The sequence below is a fragment of the Dietzia sp. ANT_WB102 genome, from assembly GCF_008369165.1.
Taxonomy (GTDB): domain Bacteria; phylum Actinomycetota; class Actinomycetes; order Mycobacteriales; family Mycobacteriaceae; genus Dietzia.
Genome location: NZ_VOBA01000001.1, coordinates 1,204,488 through 1,227,999, shown reverse-complemented (window position 1 = coordinate 1,227,999; position 23,512 = coordinate 1,204,488). Strand labels below are relative to the sequence as shown.

23 protein-coding genes and 1 riboswitch are annotated in these 23,512 nt (G+C 69.4%); of the genes, 11 read left to right on the top strand and 12 right to left on the bottom strand.

What is annotated here, in order from left to right:
* Nucleotides 1–52 precede the first annotated feature (52 nt).
* Together FQ137_RS05595 and FQ137_RS05590 are read right to left on the bottom strand one after the other, a co-directional pair.
* Nucleotides 53–823, bottom strand: coding sequence for a LytR C-terminal domain-containing protein (locus FQ137_RS05595; protein ID WP_255583661.1), 771 nt, complete (start codon nt 821–823; stop codon nt 53–55).
* A 15-nt stretch (nt 824–838) separates the two neighbouring features.
* Nucleotides 839–1,171: a DUF3263 domain-containing protein gene (locus FQ137_RS05590; RefSeq protein ID WP_149291518.1), complete on the bottom strand. Its 333-nt coding sequence runs from the start codon at nt 1,169–1,171 to the stop codon at nt 839–841.
* Between the two features lie 212 nt (nt 1,172–1,383).
* Here FQ137_RS05590 and FQ137_RS05585 point away from each other — a divergent pair, with 212 nt between their 5' ends.
* From FQ137_RS05585 to FQ137_RS05560, 5 genes are all read left to right on the top strand, one after another.
* Nucleotides 1,384–2,043, top strand: a complete 660-nt coding sequence (locus tag FQ137_RS05585; RefSeq protein WP_149291517.1) for a peptide deformylase — start codon at nt 1,384–1,386, stop codon at nt 2,041–2,043.
* Complete coding sequence (locus FQ137_RS05580) at nt 2,036–3,109, top strand: GNAT family N-acetyltransferase (protein ID WP_149291516.1); 1,074 nt, start codon at nt 2,036–2,038, stop codon at nt 3,107–3,109. The genes FQ137_RS05585 and FQ137_RS05580 overlap by 8 nt, the downstream gene beginning before the upstream one ends.
* A gap of 122 nt (nt 3,110–3,231) precedes the next feature.
* Nucleotides 3,232–4,032, top strand: coding sequence for an exodeoxyribonuclease III (locus FQ137_RS05570; RefSeq protein WP_149291515.1), 801 nt, complete (start codon nt 3,232–3,234; stop codon nt 4,030–4,032).
* A gap of 3 nt (nt 4,033–4,035) precedes the next feature.
* On the top strand, nt 4,036–4,929 hold the full coding sequence (gene ppk2, locus FQ137_RS05565; protein WP_149291514.1) for a polyphosphate kinase 2: 894 nt from the start codon (nt 4,036–4,038) through the stop codon (nt 4,927–4,929).
* A gap of 108 nt (nt 4,930–5,037) precedes the next feature.
* Nucleotides 5,038–5,454, top strand: coding sequence for a CoA-binding protein (locus tag FQ137_RS05560; RefSeq protein WP_149291513.1), 417 nt, complete (start codon nt 5,038–5,040; stop codon nt 5,452–5,454).
* Nucleotides 5,455–5,472: 18 nt separating this feature from the next.
* Here FQ137_RS05560 and FQ137_RS05555 read toward each other — a convergent pair whose 3' ends face one another.
* Nucleotides 5,473–6,015 (bottom strand): CD225/dispanin family protein, encoded by a 543-nt coding sequence (locus FQ137_RS05555; RefSeq protein ID WP_149291512.1) that lies wholly within the window; start codon nt 6,013–6,015, stop codon nt 5,473–5,475.
* Between the two features lie 136 nt (nt 6,016–6,151).
* On the bottom strand, nt 6,152–6,448 hold the full coding sequence (locus tag FQ137_RS05550; RefSeq protein ID WP_149291511.1) for a GNAT family N-acetyltransferase: 297 nt from the start codon (nt 6,446–6,448) through the stop codon (nt 6,152–6,154).
* 75 nt (nt 6,449–6,523) lie between these two features.
* A riboswitch (TPP riboswitch) is annotated at nt 6,524–6,639 on the top strand.
* On the opposite strand from FQ137_RS05550, the gene thiC reads away from it, so the two are divergent.
* Nucleotides 6,635–8,338 (top strand): phosphomethylpyrimidine synthase ThiC, encoded by a 1,704-nt coding sequence (thiC, locus tag FQ137_RS05545; protein ID WP_149291510.1) that lies wholly within the window; start codon nt 6,635–6,637, stop codon nt 8,336–8,338. Its footprint overlaps the riboswitch before it by 5 nt.
* Before the next feature lie 75 nt (nt 8,339–8,413).
* Here thiC and FQ137_RS05540 read toward each other — a convergent pair whose 3' ends face one another.
* Nucleotides 8,414–9,178 carry an ABC transporter permease gene (locus FQ137_RS05540; RefSeq protein WP_149291509.1) on the bottom strand — a complete coding sequence of 255 codons (765 nt, stop codon included), beginning with the start codon at nt 9,176–9,178 and terminating at the stop codon, nt 8,414–8,416.
* Nucleotides 9,175–10,089: an ABC transporter ATP-binding protein gene (locus FQ137_RS05535; RefSeq protein WP_149291508.1), complete on the bottom strand. Its 915-nt coding sequence runs from the start codon at nt 10,087–10,089 to the stop codon at nt 9,175–9,177. The genes FQ137_RS05540 and FQ137_RS05535 overlap by 4 nt, the downstream gene beginning before the upstream one ends.
* 87 nt (nt 10,090–10,176) lie before the next feature.
* On the opposite strand from FQ137_RS05535, the gene FQ137_RS05530 reads away from it, so the two are divergent.
* Complete coding sequence (locus FQ137_RS05530; protein ID WP_188064781.1) at nt 10,177–10,830, top strand: DUF1707 domain-containing protein; 654 nt, start codon at nt 10,177–10,179, stop codon at nt 10,828–10,830.
* 34 nt (nt 10,831–10,864) lie between these two features.
* Here the strand turns inward: FQ137_RS05530 and FQ137_RS05525 are convergent, their stop codons facing one another.
* From FQ137_RS05525 to FQ137_RS05515, 3 genes are read right to left on the bottom strand one after another with little or no spacing between them, the layout of a single operon-like run.
* Nucleotides 10,865–11,680: a thiazole synthase gene (locus FQ137_RS05525; protein WP_370452378.1), complete on the bottom strand. Its 816-nt coding sequence runs from the start codon at nt 11,678–11,680 to the stop codon at nt 10,865–10,867.
* A 19-nt stretch (nt 11,681–11,699) separates the two neighbouring features.
* Nucleotides 11,700–11,900, bottom strand: a complete 201-nt coding sequence (thiS, locus tag FQ137_RS05520; protein WP_149291506.1) for a sulfur carrier protein ThiS — start codon at nt 11,898–11,900, stop codon at nt 11,700–11,702.
* Nucleotides 11,901–11,959: 59 nt separating this feature from the next.
* Nucleotides 11,960–13,153, bottom strand: coding sequence for an FAD-dependent oxidoreductase (locus tag FQ137_RS05515; RefSeq protein WP_255583660.1), 1,194 nt, complete (start codon nt 13,151–13,153; stop codon nt 11,960–11,962).
* Between the two features lie 40 nt (nt 13,154–13,193).
* On the opposite strand from FQ137_RS05515, the gene thiE reads away from it, so the two are divergent.
* Nucleotides 13,194–13,919 carry a thiamine phosphate synthase gene (gene thiE, locus FQ137_RS05510; RefSeq protein ID WP_149291504.1) on the top strand — a complete coding sequence of 242 codons (726 nt, stop codon included), beginning with the start codon at nt 13,194–13,196 and terminating at the stop codon, nt 13,917–13,919.
* 104 nt (nt 13,920–14,023) lie between these two features.
* Here the strand turns inward: thiE and FQ137_RS05505 are convergent, their stop codons facing one another.
* Nucleotides 14,024–15,838, bottom strand: coding sequence for an alkaline phosphatase D family protein (locus FQ137_RS05505; RefSeq protein WP_149291503.1), 1,815 nt, complete (start codon nt 15,836–15,838; stop codon nt 14,024–14,026).
* Between the two features lie 79 nt (nt 15,839–15,917).
* The gene (locus FQ137_RS05500; RefSeq protein WP_149291502.1) at nt 15,918–16,958 is read right to left on the bottom strand and encodes an NUDIX domain-containing protein; all 1,041 of its coding nucleotides are present in this window, start codon (nt 16,956–16,958) and stop codon (nt 15,918–15,920) included.
* A gap of 163 nt (nt 16,959–17,121) precedes the next feature.
* On the opposite strand from FQ137_RS05500, the gene FQ137_RS05495 reads away from it, so the two are divergent.
* The 3 genes from FQ137_RS05495 (at nt 17,122) to FQ137_RS05485 (ending at nt 22,081) form a co-directional block, all read left to right on the top strand.
* Nucleotides 17,122–18,558 (top strand): hypothetical protein, encoded by a 1,437-nt coding sequence (locus FQ137_RS05495; protein ID WP_255583659.1) that lies wholly within the window; start codon nt 17,122–17,124, stop codon nt 18,556–18,558.
* A gap of 89 nt (nt 18,559–18,647) precedes the next feature.
* Nucleotides 18,648–19,670: a glutamate ABC transporter substrate-binding protein gene (locus tag FQ137_RS05490; RefSeq protein ID WP_370452377.1), complete on the top strand. Its 1,023-nt coding sequence runs from the start codon at nt 18,648–18,650 to the stop codon at nt 19,668–19,670.
* Nucleotides 19,667–22,081, top strand: coding sequence for a serine/threonine protein kinase (locus FQ137_RS05485; protein WP_149291501.1), 2,415 nt, complete (start codon nt 19,667–19,669; stop codon nt 22,079–22,081). The genes FQ137_RS05490 and FQ137_RS05485 overlap by 4 nt, the downstream gene beginning before the upstream one ends.
* Before the next feature lie 24 nt (nt 22,082–22,105).
* Here FQ137_RS05485 and FQ137_RS05480 read toward each other — a convergent pair whose 3' ends face one another.
* On the bottom strand, nt 22,106–23,431 hold the full coding sequence (locus FQ137_RS05480) for a thrombospondin type 3 repeat-containing protein (RefSeq protein ID WP_149291500.1): 1,326 nt from the start codon (nt 23,429–23,431) through the stop codon (nt 22,106–22,108).
* Between the last annotated feature and the right edge of the window lie 81 nt (nt 23,432–23,512).

Here is a 23,512-nt window from a genome sequence, read left to right as displayed (position 1 = left end):
GTGAGCGCGCATCCCGCGGACGGGATGCTCGGGCTCATCATATCCTCAGACGTCAGCGGTTGAGATCCTGGGTGACGATCACGATCACCCCTGGGGCCTCTCCCGCGAGATCCGCTGGTCGCGGCTGGGCGGTGATGCCCAACTGCGCGGCGATCGCCTGGGCGGCCTGCTGCTCACCGGGGCCGGGGCCGTAGAACGCGGTCGACTCGGGGACGACGCCACGGTTAGACGGCATGTTTGCGACGTCTCCGACCGCGAAGCCGTTCTCACGCAGCGCCTCGCCTGTGCGGGCGGCCAGGCCGGTGACGGTGCTGTTGTTGAAGATCTGCACGGGGACGGTCGTCACGTCCGGCACCGCGCCTGCAGGAGCCTCGCCCGCGGGCCGATCCTGTCCGGGTGCTGCGGGATCCCCCGGCGGCGGGGCCGGCGCGTCGGCCCCACCGGGCGCGACGTCCGCGCCATTCGCGCCGGCCTCACCGTTTCCGGCACTCGGGTCTCCCGCACCGTCGGCACCAGCCGCGCCGGATTCGCCGTCGGCGCCCTGCTGGGCCTGCCCGTTCTGCTCGACCTGGGAGGTGGCCTCGGCGGCGGTGGGGCCGGCATCGTCGTCGCTCCCGAACAGCTGGACCAGCCCGACTCCGACCGCCACCACCACGGCGGCGAGCAGCACCATCGCAATGGCGCGGTACGGGGGACCACTCGGCTCGTCGACGGCCGGGCCATCACCCGGGGCGTACCGGTCGTCGGCGCCGTGCGGGCTGCCGAACTCGGCATCGCCGGGCTGCGGGCTGTCGGGCTGCGGGGTGTCGGACTGGGAGCTCACGCGGCCGAGTCTAGGTCAGTCGAGCCGCATTCCCAGGTTGCGCGCCGCGCGTGCCTTCTGTCGGCTCGAGCGCATACGGCGCAGACGCTTGACGAGGAGGGGGTCCGCGGCCAGGGCCTCGGGGCGGTCGATGAGGTCGTTGAGGATCTGGAAGTAGCGGGTGCCCGACATGTCGAACTGCTGCCGGATCGCTTCTTCCTTGGAGCCAGCGAACTTCCACCACTGCCGCTCGAACTCGAGCATCGCCCGGTCGCGGTCGGACAGGACGGGGTCAGCAGCGTTCAGTTCGCTCAGATCCTGCCCGCGTTTGACGTGCACCTCGTGTGCTGCGGCGGCCGATCGACTCATGTGCGCGCCTCCTGGGATACCGGTGTACGGGGGGGTGGTGTACGCCAGTGGTGTGCCGGCGTGAAGTGTGGGCGTGCTGTGCTTGCCTGTGCTGGCCTGTGCTGGCCTGTGCTGGCAGATCACAGCTGGCAGATCACACCGTTGTCATTCTCCCGTAGTGAACCACACACCTCCGACACGCTGCCATGCCCGGCGCTCTAGAATCGACCACCATGGCCGTCCGTCCCATCGTCATCCTCGGCGATCCTGCGCTCCACGCGCCCACCGAGCCCGTCACCGAGTCCCCCGAGGAGCTCACCGAGCTGGTGCAGGACCTCTACGACACGATGGACGCCGCCAACGGGGTGGGGCTGGCCGCCAACCAGATCGGTGTGCGCAAGCGACTGTTCGTCTACGACTGCCCCGACCTCGATACCGAGGACGGTGAGGGCGTCACCCGCGACGAGGTTAACGCTCGCGGCTGGCTCAACCGACGCGGCTGCATCATTAACCCGGTGCTGGAAACGTCCGAGATCCCGGAGACGATGCCGGACCCGGAGGACGATCTCGAGGGCTGCCTGTCCGTCCCCGGCGTGAACTTTCCGCGAGGTCGCGCGTGGTGGGCGCGGGTGACTGGCACCGACGAGCACGGCAAGCCCGTGTCGGTGGAGGGCTTTGGACTGTTCGCCCGCTGCCTGCAGCACGAGGTGGGCCACCTCGACGGCTTCGTCTACACCGATCACCTCATCGGGCGGAACCGCAAGGCCGCCAAGCGTCACATCCGCGATGCCGGCTGGGGCGTACCGGGCCTGAGCTGGGACCCGGCCACCGAGCCGGACCCGTTCGCCGACGAGGAGGACGACGACGACGAGGTCGTCACCGACCATGGCTGAGCCGGACCGGGGCCTGTCGAAGCGGTCCCGGTGGAACGCCGGCCGCCAGGTCGCGGTGGGCGATCGCGTGGTGGTGCGTCGGCATCTGGAGGCAGGCCAGACCTCACACCTGTACACGGATGTCATCGGCCACGTGGTCGAGCTCGAGCCGGAACTGGTCGTCTCTCGCGAGTCCGGTGAGCAGGTGCGGATCCCCGACGCGACCATCGCGGTACTCAAGGTGATCCCGCCGCGGCCGGTGCGGGCTCGCGACATCCGGGCGCACGAGTACGCCGGCGCGCTGGCGTGGCCCGGCACGGAGTACTCCCTGGTCGACGGATGGTTCTGCCGTGCGGGTGACGACTGGTCGTACCGCGGCAACTCGGCCGTGCCCGTCCTGCCGTGGGCCAGTTGTGCGGAGCTCGACGGGGTGCGCGACTGGTACGCCGCCCGCGGGTTGCCACTGCGGTTGGTGGACGTGGACCGGCTGGTCCGGTCCGACCAGATGATGCTCAACGGTGCGCACGTGGATCCCGGGCGGATCCGGGCTGACCGTGAACTACTGCTCTGCACCGTCGACAGCCACGACCTGCTCGAGGTGGTCGACGCCGCGTTCCCCGCCGACAGCCGCCCGGCGGTCACGCTAGCGGAACGCCCCGACGACGACTGGCTGGCGCTTTACCACGCCACCGCTGGCCTGGACCCCGAGCGCGTCCGGCCTGCCATGCTCGCCACGGCCGGGCTCGTCAGCACCGGACCCGACGCCGGCGAACCCGGCCCCGGCGGCCACGCCGTGTTCGCCAGGCTCGAGGAAGGCGGGGAGTTGGCCGCGATCGCCCGGGGCGCCGTCACCGCCGGACCCGACGGCGCCGCGAGAATCGCGGTCTCCTGCGTCGAGACCGCGGACGGCCACCGCCGTCGCGGACTTGCCGAGGTGGTCACCGGCTCGCTCGTCGACTGGGGAGTGAGCCTCGGGGCGCAGGAATGTCACCTGCACGTGTTCGCGAACAACTCCGCCGGGCGTGGACTGTGGGCCAAGCTCGGGCTGGAACCGCACCATTCGCTGCGCCACGTCGTCGTCGACTAGTCGTCGACCCCCGGCCCCGGTCGGAGTCTCCCACCCCGCCCAGGCACCGTTCGCTCCGCGGCCTCGTCCGGCACCGCCTACTCCGGTGACACCGCCGCACGGCGGGCAATAGACTCTGTCCCATGCGCCTGGCCACCTGGAATGTGAACTCGATCCGTGCCCGAAAAGACCGCGTGCTCGCCTGGCTCGAACGCTCCGACGTCGACGTCCTGGCGATGCAGGAGACCAAGTGCAAGGACGAACAGTTCCCGGAGGAGTCGTTCCGCGACCTCGGCTATGAGGTCGCCCATTTCGGGCTGAGCCAGTGGAACGGCGTCGCCGTGGCCTCCCGGGTGGGCCTCGAGGACGTGCGCCGGGGATTTGACGGGATGCCTGGTTTCCACAAAGACCCCGAGGCCTCGCAGGCCCCGGAGGCCCGCGCCATCTCGGCGGTCTGCGACGGCGTCCGCGTGTACAGCCTCTACGTGCCGAACGGTCGCGAGCTGGACGACCCCCACTACACGTACAAGTTGGAGTGGCTGGCCCGCCTGCGCGACCACGCGGTGGCCGAACTGGCCGCGGATTCCGACGCCCAGATCGCGTTGGTGGGCGACTGGAACGTTGCGCCGCTCGACGAGGACGTGTGGGACATGGAGGTCTTCGACGGCAAGACCCACGTCTCCGATCCCGAGCGGCTGGCGTTCGCCGCGTTCGACGGGGCCGGGTTCCGCGAGGTCACCCGCGACCACACTCCCGGGCCCGGCGTCTACACCTACTGGGACTACACGCAGTTGCGCTTCCCCAAGAAGCAGGGCATGCGCATCGATTTCCAGTTGCACTCCCCTGCACTAGCCACCCGGGTCACCGGGGCGTTCATCGACCGCGAGGAACGCAAGGGTAAGGGCGCGTCGGACCACGCGCCGGTCGTCGTGGACCTCGACTGAGCCATGTCCACATTCCAACTGCGCCACTACATCGACCGGCTGCGCGCCGAGGGGTTCACGGTCCGCGACGACCACGGTGAGGACCCGGACCTCATCGACATCCACGGCAACGCCGTCGACACGTGGCGGGAGAACTACCCGTACGACAATCGGATGGACCGCAACCAGTACGAGGTCGAGAAATATCTGCTGCAAATCGAGTTGTTGAAGTTCCAGAACTGGCAGGCCGAGACCGGGCATCGTCAGGTGATCGTGTTCGAGGGTCGCGACGCCGCCGGCAAGGGCGGGACGATCAAGCGGTTCACCGAATACATCAACGTCCGTCAGGCTCGGGTCGTCGCGCTGATCAAGCCGACCGAGACCGAGATGTACCAATGGTATTTCCAACGCTACGTAGCTCACCTGCCCAGTCGCGGTGAGCTCGTCCTGTTCGACCGATCGTGGTACAACCGCGCCGGTGTCGAGCGGGTGATGGGCTTCTGCACCGATTCCCAGTACGAGACGTTCATGGAGCAGGCGCCCATGTTCGAGAAGATGCTCGTCGATTCCGGGATCGGGTTGACCAAACTGTGGTTCTCCGTCACCCGCGAGGAGCAGAAGACGCGGTTCGCGATCCGCCAACTGGACCCGGTGCGGCGGTGGAAGCTGTCCTCGATGGACCTGCAGTCCCTCGACAAGTGGGAGGAATACACCCACGCCAAAGAGGCGATGTTCCGCCGCACGGACACCGAGTGGGCGCCCTGGATCACCATCAAATCCAACGATAAGAAGCGTGCCCGCATCAACGCGATGCGCCATTTCCTCAACCAGTTCGACTACCCGGAGAAGGACCCGCAGGTGGTGTTTGACCCGGACCCGAAGATCGTCCAGCGCGGCAAGGACGCCGCCGGGGACTAGCGGAGGGAGCGCCAGTGAGCGAAGCGATGTCCCCGCGCACGCCACCGCCGGGGACTAGCGGAGGGGATGGTGGGGAATGTCTGGGCGAGATCGGGCATTGCACTGTGTATGAGCCATACCAATGACCCGGCCGTCGTCACGCGTCTGCTTTCGGAGAAGGGTCGATGGGCCGTCGCCGGCCTGTCGAACAACACCGAGCGCACCGCGTACCGGATCGCCGCCTATGTCCGCGACCTCGGACACGAGATCGTTCCGGTCCACCCGAAGGCCGAGACGGTGCACGGTCAGCAAGGGTACCCCGATCTCGCGTCCGTTCCCGGCGAGATCGATGTGGTCGACGTGTTCGTCAACTCGCAGCTCGCGGGCGGCGTGGTCTACGATGCGATCGCCAAGGGTGCCAAGGCGGTGTGGCTGCAGTTGGGCGTGATCGACGAGGCTGCGGCGCAGCGGGCGAAAGATGCCGGGCTGGACGTGGTGATGGACGCGTGCCCCGCGATCGAGGCACCGCGCCTGGGCTTGGCCTAGTCGCGGGCCAGCCTGGGCTTAAAAGCCGCTCGAGGCCAGCCCCACCATCGCGAAGATGAAGATGAAGTACAGGACGATGAGCACCGCCACGATGGCCACTGAGATTATGCCGAGCTTTTTGGCCGTGGCGCTCGCGGCCTCCGCCTCGGCGTGGCGCCCGGCGGCCCATAGCGGATAGACCTCCAGGGCGCGGGTCATCGCGACGAACGACAGTGGCCAGAAGAACAGGATTGACGCGACCGCCCAGCCGACGTTCGACGGTGGGCCGGGGTTAGCGACCGAGGCGGCCCCGTACCCGCCCGCACCCGTGTAGGACGGGGTCTGCGCCCCGTAGCCTGGGGCTTGGGCGCTGAAGTCGGTCTGCCCGTACGAACCCTGGCCGTACACGCTCTGTTCGTGGGCCCCCTGTTCGTAGGTTCCCTGACTGTATGGGTTCTGCCCGGTTGAGCCGTTGCCGAATGGGCCTTGGCCATACGGGCTCCGCGTCGGGTCGTCAACGCCGGAGTAATCGCCGCCGGTGTAGTCATCGCCGGCGCTGTGGCCTTGCGGCGGGTACGTCATGGAAGTCCTCTGGATCGCTGGTCGTCTGGGGTCAGGTTAGGTCGGCTCCCCCACCGGCTGGCACCGGCCACCGGCTCAGGCGACTGTCGCCTGCAGCGGTGGTCACTCTGAGGCGGTGGTCACTCTGAGGCGGTGGTCACTCCGAAGCGACGAGGAGTTGGTACTCCGGGAATCGGACGAGGAAGCGCCGCACATAGCTGCACACCGGCCGGATCTTGAGCCCGTCGAGTCGAAGTCGTGTGAGCACCAAGCTGACCAGCAGACGAGCGATCCCCTGTTGGCCGAACCGCTCCTCGATCACGGTATGGAGGAGGATGTAGACCTCGCCGTCCTTCTCGTAACCGACCAAGCCCATAAAGGTCTCGCCGTCCCACAACTCGAACCGGTCTCTATCGGTGTTGTGGACCAGAACCAACGACGTGTCAGCGGACATCAGAACCCCTTCTGCAGAGTGTGTTCCACTGGCGATGCTACTCGTCGGGGTACGCTGCCCCCTGCACAATTCAATACTCATCCACACGGGAGTCCGCTTCGGAGCGCGGGCTGAGAGGACGACCAGCCGGGTCGTCGACCGTCGAACCTGTCCGGATCATGCCGGCGTAGGGAGATTGACACCACCATGGGCAGAGCTATATTCGCAGACGGCCAGGGCACCACCCCGTCAGGCGCCGTGACCTGCGGCCCCATCCATGCGAGCCGCAAGACCTACCTCGAAGTCCCCTCGGCGGGCAGCACACTTCGCGTGCCAGCCCGGCGGATCTCTCTGACGGACGGTACGGACTTCGACGTCTACGACACCTCCGGCCCCTACACGGAGTACCCCTCCGCCGACCACTGCCACGATCTCGCTTCCGGCCTGCCACCCACGCGGCAGGACTGGACCCACCCCGACCCCGCCGCTGCGTCGGTGGAGATCCCCACGCGCGTCCGGACCCAGCTGGCCTGGGCTCGCGCGGGTCATATCACGCCGGAAATGCGGTTCATTGCCGCCCGCGAGGGGGTCGGAGTCGAGCTGGTGCGGTCGGAGGTCGCCGCGGGTCGAGCGGTCATCCCGGCCAACCACCGCCACCCGGAGAGTGAGCCGATGATCATCGGCAAACGCTTCCTCACCAAGATCAACGCCAATATCGGGAACTCAGCGGTCACCAGTTCGATCGCCGAGGAGGTCGAGAAGATGGTGTGGGCTACCCGTTGGGGCGCCGACACCATCATGGATCTGTCCACCGGCAGGGACATTCACGAGACCCGCGAGTGGATCCTGCGCAACTCGCCCGTCCCCGTCGGCACGGTGCCGATCTACCAGGCACTCGAGAAAGTGGACGGAGATCCCACCAGGTTGAGCTGGGAGCTGTACCGCGACACCGTGATCGAGCAGTGCGAACAGGGCGTGGACTACATGACGGTCCACGCGGGGGTGCTCCTGCGGTACGTGCCCCTTGCGGCCAAGCGAGTGACCGGGATCGTCTCGCGCGGCGGCTCGATCATGGCCGCCTGGTGCCTGGCGCACCACCGCGAGTCGTTCCTCTACACCCACTTCGAGGAACTGTGCGAGATCTTCGCACGCTACGACGTGACGTTCTCCCTCGGCGACGGACTGCGACCCGGATCTATCGCCGATGCCAACGATGAAGCGCAGTTCGCAGAGCTGCGCACTCTGGGCGAACTCACGACGACCGCCAAGCGGCACGGCGTCCAGGTGATGATCGAGGGGCCGGGGCACGTCCCCCTGCACATGATCGTCGAGAACGTCCGTCTGGAGGAAGAGTGGTGCGAGGAGGCCCCGTTCTACACTCTCGGCCCTCTCGCGACCGACATCGCTCCAGGCTACGACCACATCACGTCGGCGATCGGTGCGGCACGGATCGCGGAGGCGGGTACCGCGATGCTCTGCTACGTCACTCCTAAGGAGCACCTCGGCCTGCCGAACCGGGACGACGTCAAGACCGGCGTGATTACCTACAAGATCGCCGCGCATTCCGCAGACCTGGCCAAGGGGCACCCTCGCGCCCAGAGCCGAGACGACGCACTGAGCACCGCGCGGTTCGAGTTCCGCTGGCGGGACCAGTTCGCCCTGGCCCTCGATCCGGACACCGCCATGGCGTTCCATGATGCGACGCTGCCCGCCGAACCGGCGAAGACCGCGCACTTCTGCTCCATGTGCGGCCCCAAGTTCTGCTCGATGCGGATCTCGCAGGACATCCGCGATTACGCCGCCGAGCACGGGATGGAGACAGTCGAGGCGATCGAGGCCGGCCTGGCCGAGAAGTCTGCGGAGTTCACCGCGGGCGGGGGTCGCGTCTACCTGCCGATCAGCGAGGACTGAGGAGACCGGGCCGCGCGCCACACCCCTGGGTCGGGGCGGGTGCGCGGCTCGGGTTCGGGCGTGCGGCCCGAACGGTCAGGCGTCCCGGCGCAGCGTCATCAGCAGCCCGACGCCCCACAGGGCCACGCACACGGCGGCGAACCACGCCAACGCCGGCCACTCGCCCCACGTGATGTAGCCGCGGACCGTCTCGCCCTGCGTCCAGAAGTCACCATTGGCGAATGGCATCCAGGCGGCCAGGTCCTCCCCGACCCGCGGGATCAAGGAGATCATGCCCTCGAGCGCCAGTGTCCACACCAGGAACAGCGAGATCGTGCCCGCAGCGTTGCGCATGATGTACGCCAGCCCCATCACAGCGAACGTGCCCAACGCCGCGTAAACGGGGAAGCGCCACAGGTACGTCAGCCCGTCCCCGGAGAACGGCGTCCACCCCTGGTTCCGGGACAACGCCCTGGCCACAAGGAGGGCCAGGATTACCGAGACGGCCGTGACCACCATCGACAGCGCCGCGAACAGGGCGGTCTTGGCCACGATGGCCGGCCAGCGCGACGGAGTGGTGAGGAACGTGGCCTTGATCGTGTGGTAGCGGTATTCACCGGTCACGCCGACGATTGCGGCGATCCATGCCAGCAGGACGGTGAACGCACTGACCCCGAGGATCGCGAACAGCGGGTCGCCGCCGCCGCCGGGCTCACCGGCCATCGGCTCCCCGGTGGAGGTCTGCTCGAACTGACCGATGATCCCGGCCAGCAGCAGTGCCAAACCGATGCCGATCGCGTACAGCCAGTAGGCACTCTTCGTGGTGGTGACCTTGATCCACTCGGACTTCAGTTGGTTCATCGGGTGGACTCCTGACCGTGGTATTCGACGTCCTGGTCGGTGAGGGCCATGAAGGCCTCCTCCAGCGACGCCCGCTTCTCGTGCAGTTCGTGGACGGTGATCCCCAGGCTGGCGGCGAGGTCACCGACCAGCGTTGCCCGGAGGTTCTCGATGAGGAATACCCCCTGCTCCGGGTCGAACGTGGCCTCGATGCCTTCCTCGCGCGCAGCGGCCGTGAACTCGTCGACGTGCGGGGTGCGCAGGATCACCGAGGACGTGGCGGCGGAGAGGAAATCCTCGACGGAGGTTTGGGCGCGGAGTTTGCCGCGGCCAATCACCACGAGGTCCTGCGCGGTCTGGGCCATCTCCGACAGCAGGTGTGAGGACACCAGTACGGTGCGGCCCTCGGCTGCGCGAGCGTGCATGAAACGGCGGATCCACAGGATGCCCTCGGGGTCGAGGCCGTTGACGGGCTCGTCGAACAGCAGGACCTCGGGGTCCCCGAGCATGGCGGTGGCCAGGCCCAGCCGCTGGCGCATGCCGAGCGAGTAGCCGCCCACCTTGCGGCCGGCGACGTCGGTCAAGCCCACCAGGGCGAGCACCTCGTCGACGCGGGTGGGGGCCACGCCGCCCGCCGCGGCGACCATCTTCAGATGCGCGCCCGCGGAGCGGTTGGCATGGGTCCAGGACGCGTCGAGCAGGCAACCGACCCGGCGGGCAGGGTGTTCGAGCTCGCGGTACGGGATCCCGTTGATCAGCGCCTGGCCGGACGTGGGGGTGTCCAGCCCGACCATCATCCGCATCGTCGTGGACTTACCGGCCCCGTTCGGGCCGAGGAATCCGGTGACGACGCCGGGTCGGACGGTGAAGCTGAGGTCGTCCACGGCGGTAGAGGCGCCGAAGCGTTTGGTGAGATTCCGTACCTCGATCATGGACACCAGTGTGCCTGCCGGGCTCCGCCCAGCGTGCGTCCACCTACTCAGCCGGCGTACAGCTCGCACAGGTCTAGGCTCGTGACCATGGACGACGCCACCCCCGAGCCGGACCGCCAGCTTCCGTCGGTTCGCGCCTCCGACGCCGAGCGCGACACGACCGCCAGGCTCCTGCAGGAGTCCTACTCGGAGGGGCGACTCACACTCGCCGAGTTCGACGAACGGACCTCGCGGGCGTACTCGGCGCGCTTTCGATCCGAGCTCATCGAGCTCACGCACGACCTGCCCGTGGCGCACCGCGAGCACGAGTCGACGCTGGAGGCCCGCCCTCACCGGGCCCCGGCTCGTCGGGTCACCGGCGGCAGCGGGCCCGCCACCTCACTGGCGATCATGGGCGGCGTCGAGCGCACGGGGACGTGGACCCTTCCCGCGGTGCACACGGCGTTCGCGCTGATGGGTGGCATCGAGATCGACCTGCGCAGAGCCGCGTTGCAGTCCCAGGAGACCACGATCCGGGCGTTCGCGATCATGGGAGGGATCGAAATCTACGTCCCGGACGACGTGCACGTGGAGGTCGAGGGGATCGGTCTGATGGGCGGCTTCGGCGAGGAGTCCGGGCATTGGAGGCCAGATCCGCGCCCGGTCCACCAGGCCCCGCCCGGCGCTCCTGTGGTTCGGGTCACCGGGCTGGCGCTCATGGGCGGTATCGGCGTGCGTCGGGTGCCCCGCATCGAGGAGTGACCGGGACCGCCCGCCACTGTCGCGCGGGCGGGGCTCAGTCCACCGGCGGGCTGGAGGCCTGCGCCCAGAATCTCTTGGGGATGCGACCGGCGACGCGGGCGGCGTGCCCGGCCCGGACGGCCTCGCGCATCGCCGCCGCCATCAGTGGCGGGTTCTCCGCTCGGGTGACGGCGGTGGCCAGCAGCACCCCGTCGCAGCCGAGTTCCATGGCCAGAGCGGCGTCGGAGGCGGTGCCGATGCCCGCGTCGCAGATCACCGGCACCCCGGCGCGCTCGACGATCATCTCCAGGTTGTGCGGGTTGCAGATCCCCAATCCGGTACCGATGGGCGCACCGAGTGGCATGACCGCCGCGCAGCCCACGTCCTCCAGCCGGCGGGCCAGGACGGGATCGTCGGTGGTGTAGGGGAGGACGACGAAACCGTCGTCTACCAGATCCTCGGCGGCCTCGACGAGTTCCACCCCGTCGGGCAGAAGGGTGCGCTCGTCGGCGATCACCTCGAGTTTGACCCAGTTGGTGCCGAGCGCCTCGCGGGCGAGCCGGGCAGTTTTGACGGCCTCGGCGGCACCGCGGCAACCAGCGGTGTTGGGCAGTGGCCGGATGCCGAGTTCCCGCAGCATCCCGAGCAGTCCGAGACCGTCCGAACCCAACCGTAGGTCGACCTTGCGGATGGATACGGTGGTCAGGGTGGTCCCCGAGGCGATCAGTGCCTCCCGCAGGACCTCCTGGTTCCCGGCGCCACCGGTGCCGGTGATGAGCCGCGAGCCGATCTCCTCGCCCGCGATGACCAGCGGAGAGTCCAGCACCGCGGCGATGTCGGCCGAGTAGGCGGGCGCCGTCGACTCCGCGATCCCGGAGGCGGGGGCGGGCTCAGCCACCCTGGACCGCCGTGAGGACGTCGACTTCTGCGCCCGCCCCCAGCGGGGCGTCGTCCCACTCCGAGCTGGGCACCACCACGCCGTCCACGGCGATCGCGACGCCGTCGTCGGGCAGGTCCAGCTCGGTGACGAGTGCACGGACGGTCGCGCCGTCGGCCAAAGTGCGGTCCTCGCCATTCACAGTGACGATCATGGGGCCTCCTGCTTCACATCTGCTGTCCATCCCACCGTAGTCGCCCCGGACCACACAGCTCATCCCCGGCTGAACCGGTCCGGGGCGGCCGCACGCGCCGCCACCGGCACGGGCAGTCCTCGGAGCTCCGCCCAGACCGCGGCCACGGTCACCGGGGTCAGGGCGATGCCGTTGCGGCCGTGCCCGGTGGCGTGGATGAGACGCGGGTCAGTGGGATCGGTGCCGAGGAAGGGCATGTTGTCCGGGGACATCGGCCGGAGACCGGCGATGGCCTCGGCCAGTTCGTACTCGCCGATCCCGGGGAAGACCGTCTCGGCGTCGGCGAGCAGGTCGCGCACACCGGCGACGGTGACTTGCCGGTCGTCACCGTGTTCGTACTGGGTCGCGCCCACGACCAGGCCGCCGTCACGTGGCACGAGGTAGAGCGGCCGCCCGTGCACGAACGCCCGGACGACTCCGTGGGGCGGGTCCTCGCATCCGGGCCGGGCGCGCAACCGGAGTACCTCGCCCTTGACGGGGCGCACCGGCAGACCTGCCAGGGCGGCGGACCCGGAGCCCGCGGCCAGCACGACGCGGTCTGCGTCGACGTCGTCGAGCGCGGTCACCGCGCTGCGCACCCACGTCACGCCCTCGGCGCGGCAGGCACGAGCCAGGGCTGCCAGGAGGATGCGGTTGTCGACGGCGCCCTCGGCGCCCATCCGGTAGGCGGCGCGGGCGACGCGGGCCAGGGACGGCTCGGCCTCGCGCAGTTCACGCCGGGAGATACGGCGCAGGTCGGCCTCGGTGATGCCGGGTGCCGCATCCGCGCCCGGGCCCGCGGTACCTCGGGTGGGATCGGGTTGGCGGGCGGCCCACTGCATGGCCATGTCGAGGTCTCGCGCGTCGGCCTCGTCCACCGCCACCATGTGTGTGTGGGTCGCGGTGCGGACGGGCGGGCCGGGAGGGACGTGCGGCGCGAGAGCGGCGAGGAACTCCGGCCACCGCCGCAGGGAGTCCACGCCGAGCGCGAACACCTCCTCCTCGCCCGGCCAGGCCTCGCTGAACGGGGCCAGCATGCCGCCGGCCACCCACGCCGCCCCCGAGGTGGGCACACCGTCGGGGGCGGAGTCGTCAGGCTCGTGGATCACGACTTCGGAGGCGAGACCGGACCGGGCGATGGACCACGCGCACGCCAGACCGATCACCGAACCGCCGACCACGGCCACGCGGCGGGCGCCGGTTCGGGCGGTGGGAGGTCCGGGGTCGATAGTCACGACGGTCAGCTTAGTGGGGCTCTCGCCTACGGTTGTGGGCATGACCTCTCGCGCCGACCGCCTCCGTGCCCGCCTCGCCGACGCCCGCCTCTACCTCTGCATCGACGCCCGTCGGCACCTCGACGAGGAGGCCCGTGGGCAGGGCTGGTCGGGCGACTTCCCGGCGCTGCGCAGGGACGTCTCGGCGGCGCTGGCCGGCGGGGTCGACATCGTCCAGTTGCGGGACAAGAATTCGGCCGGCGAACGCGACCACGGCCCGCTCGAGGCCGGTCACGAACTGCGGGCGCTCGCGGTGATGCGCGAGGTGTGCGACCAGCACGGGGCGATGCTGTCGGTCAACGACCGCGCCGACGTCGCCGTCGCGTCCGGGGCGGACGTGCTGCACGTCGGCCAGGACGACCTGCCGGTGGAATGGGCGCGCCGCATCGTCGGCGACGACGTGGTGATCGGCCTGTCCTGCCACGCCGCGGCCGAGGTGGACAAGGCCGCAGCGAACCCCCTGCTCGACTATTTCTGCGCCGGCCCCGTGTGGCCCACTCCGACCAAGCCGGGCCGCCACGCGCCCGGCCTCGACCTCGTGCGCCATGCAGCGGCCGCGACACGGGATCGGGCCGCCACGCCCTGGTTCGCGATCGGCGGCATCGACGCCGACACCCTTCCGCAGGTGCTGGCCGCGGGTGCACGGCGGGTGGTGGTGGTCCGCGCGATCACCGGTGCCGACGACCCCGAAGCGGCCGCCGCCGCGCTGACATCCGCGCTTGCCTGAGTCACCCTCCCGGCCTGCCCGGGGCGGGCCGGATCAGAGCGCTCCGAGTAGAGAGACCAGGCAGCGGTGAAGACGGCTCGTCCCCCATCGGTCGTGAGCCGTCATCAGGCGCCGCCCGTGAGCTCCTTGCTCAGCGTCCTCCGCAACACCTGACGGGGTTTACGGTTGAGCGAATCGCCGCCTTGCCGTCGTCGTCCCCACGACTCCGGCACCAGCGCGGGCACCAGGGTGAGGATCTTGCCCAGACCACGTCCGGGCCACTCGACGGTGGCGTGATCGACCTGCACCATGGCGCGGCGACCGCGAAGTACAAGAGTCATCACGCCGTTGTTAAACCAGACGCCGTCGGTGACCTGCCACCGCACCTCGGGATCGCGCACCCCCACCGCCCGGGCCAGTCGGCGTGTCAGGGCGGGGACGGGATCGCGGACCGAGAGCCGGTTCACCGCGCGGATCGACTTCTGTAGGGGGTTTCGGAAGGGCGACATCACCAGCTGGTGGACCCGGGTGGGAGAGCCCGCGACCCGCCCCGCGGTGAGTTCGACCTCCTCCAGGTACGAACAGTGCACGTCGCCACCCAACAGCAGGATTGACGCGGGTGCGGGCCGGTGGTCCCCCGCCGCCACCTCCGTGAGTAGGCCGACCAGGTCATCGAAGCTGTTTCGAAACGCACCCCAGTGCTCGAGGTCCACCGCCAGGCGGATGCGCTCGCCGATCCGCGCGGTGATCGGCTTGTCCGGGCGGTCGCGGGCCACGGACTCGTTCCATCCCTCGATGTGGTGAAGAGCAGGCAGCATGAACGCGGGTAGCGACGAGCCGATCACCAGGTGGTCCACCTCCGCGTCGGCGTCCAGACATGCATCGCGGGCCCACGCCCACTCCTGCGCGTCCATCACCCGCCGATCCTGCGGGTCCAGCTGCCTGGACGCGCGCACATCGAGCATCACCACCCGCACCCGCCCGAAATCGCGCTTGAAGCTCCACTGCACCGTGCGGCGGTCGGAATCGGCGGACAGGGCGAAGTCATCCAGCAGCGACTCCCTCTCGGCGTCCGAGCTCGCGGCCCGCAACGCCTGATACATCTCGTTGGTCTCCAACTCATCGGGGGCGAGGTTGCCCAGATGCTGGTAGACGAAGTAGCTGGAGAACGCTCCGATCACCCGGTCGCGCCACCACGGCTGGGCGGTCATCTCGCGGCGCCACGAGTGCGACGAGTTCCAGTCGTCGCGCAGGTCGTGGTCGTCGAGGATCATGCAGCTGGGCACGGTAGACAGCAGCCAGCGCACGTCCGGGTCCCGCCACGACTCGTGGTACAGCCACGTGTACTCCTCGAAGTCGCAAATCTCGTCGGACACATCGCGGTCACCGCCGGCGCCGGCCGAGTCGCGCACCGACTGCGGCCCCTCGCCCGCGCGGCGGCGCTCGGCCAGCCGCTCGGAGATCTCCCGGCTGGGGATGTCGGCGTACACCTGGTCGCCGAGCAACAGCATCGCGTCCGGCCACTCGTCGTGCGGGGTGTGGGCCATGCGGTGCGCCAGGGCCACCAACGCGTCGGCGCCGATCTCGCGCAGCGCCACCGCGGTCTGGCTCTCACCGCGACGGCACGAGCCGAACGCCAGGCGCACCGTGTCGTCGGCGCGGGGCGTGCGGATCACACTCGGGCGGTCCGGCTCGACGGGCCACGCGGGCCGGTCGTCGAGCGACACCTGGTACGGGGTCACCTCCCCCTCGGGTAGGTGGCGCAGGTGCAGCACTGCGAAGTGGTGGCCGTGCACGCCCCAGGAGCGCTCCGTGACCACCTCGTCGCCCGCGTGGATGGTCACCTCGCACGGCGCCGACACCTCCACCCACACCGTGGCGTCGGTGCTGTCCACGTACCGCAACATCGGGCCGACGAGGATCTCAGGAGGAGGAGTCATCGTTCCAGTGTGCACCTGCGCGCTGCAGCACCGCCCGCACCCGTCAGCTTCACCGTGACCGCACCGGTGCGCGCGAGTGCTAGCCGAGAAGGGCGCGGGGCCCGACGACGAGGACACCCTCCGGCACCCTGTCACGCAACCCCCGATCGGCCGTCACCACCACCACCCGGCGGGACCCGCCATCGAGCTCGGTGGCCAGGTCGACTATCGCGTCGTCACCCGAGCCGGCGGCGCGGTGAAGGACGAACGGACCCTCGTGCTCCGCGGCCCGGGCGGCGCCCTCGATGACGGCGTGTGCGCGGGCGACCCAGCCGAATCCCTCCGGCAGTACGAGAGTGCGGGGCATCCCGGTGCCCAGTTCGTCGAGCAACCGAGTGGTGGAGCCCGCCCGGTCCTTCCACCAGCCGTCGGGGCGGGAGCCGAGCACGTTGGCCACGTCCACCACGAGCTCGACGGGCTCGGTGCGCAACCCGTTCGCCCACGCCTGGGCGAACGCGGGCATCAGCGGCAACTCGGTCACCAGCGTCTCGGGCACCCAGCGCAGCTCAAGGCTCTCGTTGTTGGGCACGGTTTCCAAAGCGCGCGGGGCGTCCGCGATGACGGTCGTGTAGGTCCACTCCACCGCGTCGGCGGATTCCTGGACCAGCGGCGGAATGGTGCGGAGACGGCCGCCGCCGGAGCCGCCCGCGTCCCCGGTGGCCTCGCCCGGATGGCCATCGGGCTCCTCGTCGTGTCGCTGGTCGGGCCGCATCCGCCGCATCATCTCGGCCGCGTGCCGCATGTCCAGGCCGGGCCGGTGCCACACCGTGCCCGGCATCCGGTGCGTGACGACCTCGGCGCGCACCACCACGTCGGAGGGCCGGATCTCGGCCTCCTCCTCCGTCTCGCGCAGGGCCGCCACGGGCGCGTCCTCGTACGAGTCCCGCGCACCGCCCGGCAGCGCCCACGTGTCCCCGGAGGCCGTCCACACGGCGCGGTGCTGCAGCAACACGAGCGGGGTGTCGGGGTCGGTCGGGTCGGCTGCGCGCAGCAGTAGCCCGGCAGCTCCGAACCGGCCCCACCGACGATCACCGGCATCGGACACCACCCAGCCGTTACCGTCACCCTCGCTCGCCGCCACTGGTCCACCACCTCCCCTGGACCCGTCCACCCCCGGATCGGGCGAAACCTTGAGTCCTCGTCGACCAGTCTGCCCGACTCCGCGCCGTCACTTCACTAACCTGGGACACACTCCCGCCCGATCGTCGGATCGGCGGGCGAGAACCGGGGAGGTGAGCGAGTAGATGCGCGCCCGAACCCTTCCCCGTCGCCGCCCCCGCGGCGCGTCGGTGGGCGGCACCACGCCAACGCCCGCCGCGATGTCCGCGCCCGCCCCCCGCAGGGGCGGCGAGTCGACCAGCCCCCTCCAACCCCGCCGCCCGGTCCGCCGCCGCGCCGCACGCTTCTGGAACGACGTGCTCACCACCCCGGGCCGCATGTCGGTGTTCGCAGTGGTGGCGATCATCGCGGTCCTCACGGGCGGGATCGTGGCGTCCTCGACGATCACCCAGCGGCAGAGCTACCACGAGACGCTGTTGGCAGAGGTCGAGCCGGTCGCCAACGCCTCGCAAACCCTGTACAGCTCCCTGACGATCGCGGACTCGGCGGCGAACACCGCGTTCATTACCGGGGGGATCGAGCCTGCGGATCTGCGCGAACGCTATCTCCAGGCCATCGCGACCTCGTCGTCGTCGATCATCGCCGCCTCCCAGGGACTCGACCGCACCGACACCGAGTCCATCGACCAGCTGGCCCACATCAACGCACAACTGGCGACCTACACCGGTCTCGTGGAGACAGCGCGCACCAACAACCGGGTGGCCAATCCGGTCGGGTCGGCGTACCTGGCATCGGCGTCGGCGCTGATGCAGGACACAATCCTGCCCGCCGCCGCGGACCTGTACGACCGGCAGTCCTCGTCGGTGGGCCAGTCGGACCGCCAGTGGTCGTCGCCACCATGGGGGTCGTTCTTCCTGCTGGGGCTGGCGATAGCGTTGCTGCTGTTGCTGCAGCAGTGGCTGTGGCGTCTCACCGCGCGGCGGGTGAATCCGCCGCTCGCCCTGGCCTCGATGCTCATGGTGGCGACGTTCCTGCTCACCATGATCGCGGGGTTCCTCGCCGCGAACGACAACGCGAAGGGCCTGTCCGAGGGCGCGGCGCCGATGAACGAGCTGACCCGCCAGCGCATCAATGCCCAGAAGGTGCGCGCGCAGGAGACCCTCAACCTGGTCCGGCGTACCGATCCGGAGGGGTCGGCGGGCGAGCGGGCGTCCATCCTGGGCGGCGTCCGGGACACCCTGACCGTGTACCTCGACGACGACGAGGACTCCTCCAACCGCATCAGCCTCGACTCGCACGGCGCGGTGACCGAGGCGATCGAGGCGCTCGACGACTGGGTGGCCGCCCAGAACCGTGCCGACTCCCTCTACCAGCAGGGTGACTATCAGGGCGCCATCACCATCTCCTCCGGCCAGGGGCAAGGCGACTCGGGCGCGGCATTCGAGAACTTCGACGAGTCCATGCAGGACGCCATCGAGGAAGCCCGCGACACTCTGCGTACGCGCATCGACAAGGCCCGCCGTACCTCGTCCAGCGGCCCGGACCTCATCATCGCGCTGTCCACGCTGGCCGCGTTCGCGGTGATCGTGGGCATCGCCCCCCGGATCAGGGAGTACCTGTGACGTCGCCGGTGAGGACGCGGGCCGGGGGCCGAACCGGGGGTCAGACGGCAGCTCGGGCGGCGAGCCGGGCGGCGCTCGGCGGTGTGCTCGTGGCGGCCCTGGCGGTCGGCGCGGCATGTGGGGTCGGCGACGGCGCGGTGAGTCCCGGCACCGGCGGGCCGGAACCGAGCACGGCCGCGGATTCCGCCGGGCCGGAGGGGGCGGGGATCCCGAAGGTTTCCGCAGTGATGCCGCTTCCCGCCGGCGCCCTGATCAGCACGCACGTCCCCGCAGGGCTGCCCGCCAAGAGCGACGAGACCTGCGATCCCCTGCCCAGTCTGCGTCCCGACGACGCCGATCCCGCGGAGAGAGTGCCGCGGATCCGGCAGCGGGGCCGGCTGATCGTGGGACTGGACCAGGGCTCCAACCTGTTCTCGTTCCGTGATCCGGCCAGCGGTCAGCTCACCGGCTTCGACGTGGACCTCGCGCGGGAGATCGCGGAGGATATTTTCGGCGACCCCCGGCAGGTGGAGTTCCGGTCGCTGACGTCGTCCAACCGCCTGGCGGCGCTGGAGAACGACCAGGTGGACGTGGTGATCCGGTCGATGTCCATCACGTGCGAACGGCGGAAACGGGTGACGTTCTCGGTGCCGTATTTCCAGGCCTACCAGCGGGTGCTGGCGGTCCGCGGCTCGGGCATCACAGATATCGAGGACCTCGAAGGCAGGCGGGTGTGCGTGGCAGCGGGGACGACGTCGGCGTCACGGCTGTGGTCCGCGATGGAACGGATCACGGTGTTGTCGGTGAACACCTGGGCGGACTGCCTGGTCGCCATCCAGCAGAACCAGGTCGATGCGATCACCACCGACGACGCGATCCTCGTGGGCATCACCGCGCAGGACCCGTACCTGGAGATCGTGGGCCCGCAACTCGACGCCGAGCCGTACGGGGTGGGCATCGCCAAGTCCACGCCGGGAAACAACACCGACGGGTTGGTCAGGCAGGTCAACTCCACCCTCGAGCGGATCCGGGCGGACGGCACGTGGAACCGCATGTACTCCAGATGGCTATCCGGGCTGGGACCGAGTCCCGGGATGCCAGTGCCGAAGTATGTGCCGGAGGAGCCGCGATGAGCTATCGGAAGTGGGACGATCCGCCGGAAGACGGCGAGCCCACCGTCGGCACCCAGGCCACAATGCGGACCGAGGCGGTCGCGGTGACGGGAGATGCGACGGAGACCGAGGGCACGGCGTCGACCGGCGCCATGGCGGAGACCGGGGAGGCCGCGGCCACCGGTGGCGTGTCGATGACCGGCTTCCTGGCCGACACCGACCCCGGCGGCGGGAGCAGCCCCGGCGTGGCGGAGGCGAGCGGCACGGCGGGCGCGGGGCGCAGTCACGATCCCGAGTCGCGCACCGAATCCGTGCCCGGCGCGCGGCGCTCGGGCCGGACCGGCGAGGTGCCCACCGGTGATCGCGTCGCGTCGACACCATTCCGCCTTCGACACCCGGACAAGCCGGAGGACCGCCCGAGTCAGGCTGCGGAGGGCCTGGTCGACCTGCCGTACATTATTCCCGTCGACCCGACCTCGGCCATGCTGGAACCCGAGGACATCGAAGCCGAGTGCGAGGCGTCCAACGGCAGGTTGCCGTACCCCGAACTGCGGCCCGGCGACATCGTCGCCGACCAGTACGAGGTCCGCGGCGCACTCGCCCACGGTGGGATGGGCTGGATCTACCTGGCCGTCGACCACAATGTGTCCGACCGCTGGGTGGTCCTCAAGGGACTGCTCCACGCCGACCAAGCCGAGGCCCAGGAGGTCGCGGTGGCCGAGCGAGAGATCCTCGCCGAACTGTCCCACCCGTCGATCGTGCGAATCTACAACTTCATCCACGACGACTGGGCCACCTCGCCCACCCACGGCGGGTACATCGTCATGGAGTACGTCGGCGGGCCCAGTCTGCGAGACGTCCGCCGAGCCGCGCCCGGGAGGGTGCTGCCGGTGGAGAAGGCCATCGCCTACGTGCTCGAGGTACTGCAGGCGCTGTCGTACCTGCACTCAGTGGGACTGGTCTACAACGACCTCAAGCCCGAGAACATCATGCTGACCGAAGACCACGTCAAACTGATCGACATGGGCGCCGTGTCGGGAGTCGGAGACTTCGGGCACATCTACGGCACCCCCGGCTTCCAGGCCCCGGAAATCCCCGAGACCGGACCCACCATTGCCTCGGACCTCTACACGGTCGGCCGCACCCTCGCATCGCTCATCGTGCGACTACCTGTTGTCGACGGGCGCTACGCCGACGGGATCCCCTCCCCCATGGAGGAACCGGTGTTCAGCCGGTACGACTCGCTGTACCGGTTCCTGCTGCGCTCCACGCACGAGGACCCGGACTCACGGTTCCGCAGTGCCAACGGGATGGCGAACCAGCTCATGGGCGTGCTGCGGGAGGTCCTGGCGCTGCGCACCGGGGTCCCACATCCGGCCTTCTCCTCGGTCTTTTCACCCCAGAGGTCGACTTTCGGCACCCTGTTCACCGTGGAGCCGACGGATTTCCTCGTCGACGGCCGCGCGCGCGACACGACGCTCACCGGCGCCGAACTCGTCGACGCCCTGCCGGTGCCGCTCATGGAGCCGTCCGACCCAGCCAGTCGTATCCTGGCCGCGACGTCGTACACCTCGGTCGAGCAGCGGATCGACACCCTCCGCGAACTGAATTCCGACACCGAGTCCGAGGCCCACGAGAGCATCGGCGTGATCATGTCACTCACACGCGCCTACCTCGAAAGCGACGATCTCGCGTCGGCGGAGGCCCTGCTCGAGAAAAACGCCCATCGCAAGTCAGCGGAATGGCGGCTGGTCTGGTACGACGGCGTGGTGGCGCTTCTCAAGGGCGACCCAGTCGGGGCGTACCCCAAGTTCCAGCTCGTGCTCTCGGCGATGCCGGGCGAGAACGGCCCGAAACTGGCGTTGGCCGCAACGGCCGAGCTGATCCTCGACGTGTGCGCCGAGAGTGACCGGGCCCGCTGGGCGCGCTCGAGCGAGCACTTCTACCGCACGGTGTGGTCGGTCGACCGGTCGGTGATCAGCTCGGCGTTCGGGCTGGCCCGCCAATTGCAGCGCCGCGGCGAAGTGACGTCCGCCATCGAGGAACTCGACCAGGTCCCACCCAACTCCCGCTATTCAGCGCTGGCCAATCTCACCGCGATCCTCATGCTGTGCCAGGGTCGACCGCTCGAGGAGACCGAGGAGTCCCACCTGCGCGAGGCAGCCCGCCGCGTCACCAACCTGTCCGCCGGCGAACACCGGGCGTTCCAGATCCGGCTTACCGTGCTGACCACCGCGTTGTCGTGGATACAGTTGCCGGGTAACGAGCCGTCCCCGTCACCGCTCCTGCGGGGCGTGCCGTTCACGGAATTCGGACTGCGATCGGGCGCCGAGAGCGTGCTGCGGACACTGGCCCGATCCACAGAGACACGGCAGCAACGCTTCCGGCTGGTGGATCAGGCCAACAGCATCCGCCCACGCACCTTGTTCTGACCGGCCGGGGACTTCGTTCCAGCGTCAGCCGTCGGAGCCGGCTGGTGGGTCATCGTGACGGCGGCGCTTGACCAGCAGAATCAACGCGGCCCCCGCCGCTGATGCGGTGAGCGCCCACAGCAGGAGGTCGATCGCACCGACGCCTGTCGACGCCAGCGATCCGCGCACGTCCGAGTTGGCGCGGGCCCACTCCTGCGACGGCGCCCCTTCGCGCGGCGTCACCGAGTTCACCGGCACCTGGCCGGTCTTGCCGGTCTTTCCGCCGTCCGTCCCAACGAGATTGGCAACGGCCGAAACATCCCTGTCAGCGCCGGTGTCGGACGGGCCCGCCTGGTCCTGACCGTCCTTGTCGCGGTCGGGGCCGCTTGAGTCGCTCGAGCCGCCGGACCCACCGGAACCGTTCGAGCCGCTAGATCCTTCAGAACTGCTAGAGCCGCCCAAGCCACCGGAGCCACCGGAGCCACCGCTTGAGCCAGCGCTGCCGAGCGAGCCCATGAGAGACCCGAAGCCCTGGCCGAGGATCACGACGACCGTACCGATCACCCCGATCCCGACGATCGGCCAGAAAAAATCCGGTAGGTCGGACGAACCGCCGCCCGACGCGGGTTCGACCACCACGCGACGAATCGACTGATATGTGGCACCATCCGGCATCGTCACGGTGAACTCAACGTCAAAGGTGCCAGCGCGGGTCGGTGTGCCGGTGAGGACGCCGTCGCGGAGTCGCAGTCCGTCGGGAAGGGTGGATTCGTCAACCTCGAGAATCGTGCCGTCGGGCGGTGTCGGCAGGAATGGCTCGGGGCCGTAGCGCTGCCCGACCGTGCCACCTGGCAGAAGGTTCACCGGGTCGTCAGGATCGGTACCGAGTTGGTCCTCGTCGCGATCGGGCAGTCCGTCACCGTCGCGGTCGATCACCCCGAGGTCAGTGAATGCGACCCAAATCCTGGGGCTGACGCTCTGATTCTGCGCATAAGTCTGGGGGTCGACCGGGACCGCCACCTCGTCGACGACCCTCGCTGACTGCCCCGGCGCCAACTCCAGTGCGGCGATCATGGTGCCGCGATCCGGGGAGTCGTCGGCCTGCGGCGTGTCCTCGCCGTAGATCGTGACAGACTGAGAGTCTGCGTCCGCGTCACCGGTGATGGTCGAGGTGACCGCGAACTCGGCTTCGCCGGAGACCACAAAGTCCCCGATGCCCACCTCGTAACGGCCCACCCGACCGGTGTTGGTTGAGTTGCGGACGAAGTAGGTGCGGTCGACCGACTCCCCCGGGGACATCGAACACGGGTCGACGCCCGGCGTGCCGTCAATAGCTCCGGCTGGATCCGGGATCGTTGAGTCTCCACTCACATCGCAGCCCCACGAGCCCAGGACTAGGTCTGGGACATCACTCCAGGACGAACCGTCGAGCGAGAACTCGAGGTCGGCGTG

Coding starts and splice junctions, on each gene's coding strand:
- FQ137_RS05585 (WP_149291517.1), top strand. CDS start 1,384: ATGGCCGTCCGTCCCATCGTCATCCTCGGCGATCCTGCGCTCCACGCG.
- FQ137_RS05560 (WP_149291513.1), top strand. CDS start 5,038: ATGAGCCATACCAATGACCCGGCCGTCGTCACGCGTCTGCTTTCGGAG.
- FQ137_RS05535 (WP_149291508.1), bottom strand. CDS start 10,089: ATGATCGAGGTACGGAATCTCACCAAACGCTTCGGCGCCTCTACCGCC.
- FQ137_RS05555 (WP_149291512.1), bottom strand. CDS start 6,015: ATGACGTACCCGCCGCAAGGCCACAGCGCCGGCGATGACTACACCGGC.
- thiE (WP_149291504.1), top strand. CDS start 13,194: ATGACCTCTCGCGCCGACCGCCTCCGTGCCCGCCTCGCCGACGCCCGC.
- thiC (WP_149291510.1), top strand. CDS start 6,635: ATGGGCAGAGCTATATTCGCAGACGGCCAGGGCACCACCCCGTCAGGC.
- thiS (WP_149291506.1), bottom strand. CDS start 11,900: ATGATCGTCACTGTGAATGGCGAGGACCGCACTTTGGCCGACGGCGCG.
- FQ137_RS05505 (WP_149291503.1), bottom strand. CDS start 15,838: ATGACTCCTCCTCCTGAGATCCTCGTCGGCCCGATGTTGCGGTACGTG.
- FQ137_RS05550 (WP_149291511.1), bottom strand. CDS start 6,448: ATGTCCGCTGACACGTCGTTGGTTCTGGTCCACAACACCGATAGAGAC.
- FQ137_RS05580 (WP_149291516.1), top strand. CDS start 2,036: ATGGCTGAGCCGGACCGGGGCCTGTCGAAGCGGTCCCGGTGGAACGCC.
- FQ137_RS05485 (WP_149291501.1), top strand. CDS start 19,667: ATGAGCTATCGGAAGTGGGACGATCCGCCGGAAGACGGCGAGCCCACC.
- FQ137_RS05495 (WP_255583659.1), top strand. CDS start 17,122: ATGCGCGCCCGAACCCTTCCCCGTCGCCGCCCCCGCGGCGCGTCGGTG.
- FQ137_RS05540 (WP_149291509.1), bottom strand. CDS start 9,178: ATGAACCAACTGAAGTCCGAGTGGATCAAGGTCACCACCACGAAGAGT.
- FQ137_RS05530 (WP_188064781.1), top strand. CDS start 10,177: ATGGACGACGCCACCCCCGAGCCGGACCGCCAGCTTCCGTCGGTTCGC.
- FQ137_RS05590 (WP_149291518.1), bottom strand. CDS start 1,171: ATGAGTCGATCGGCCGCCGCAGCACACGAGGTGCACGTCAAACGCGGG.
- FQ137_RS05570 (WP_149291515.1), top strand. CDS start 3,232: ATGCGCCTGGCCACCTGGAATGTGAACTCGATCCGTGCCCGAAAAGAC.
- ppk2 (WP_149291514.1), top strand. CDS start 4,036: ATGTCCACATTCCAACTGCGCCACTACATCGACCGGCTGCGCGCCGAG.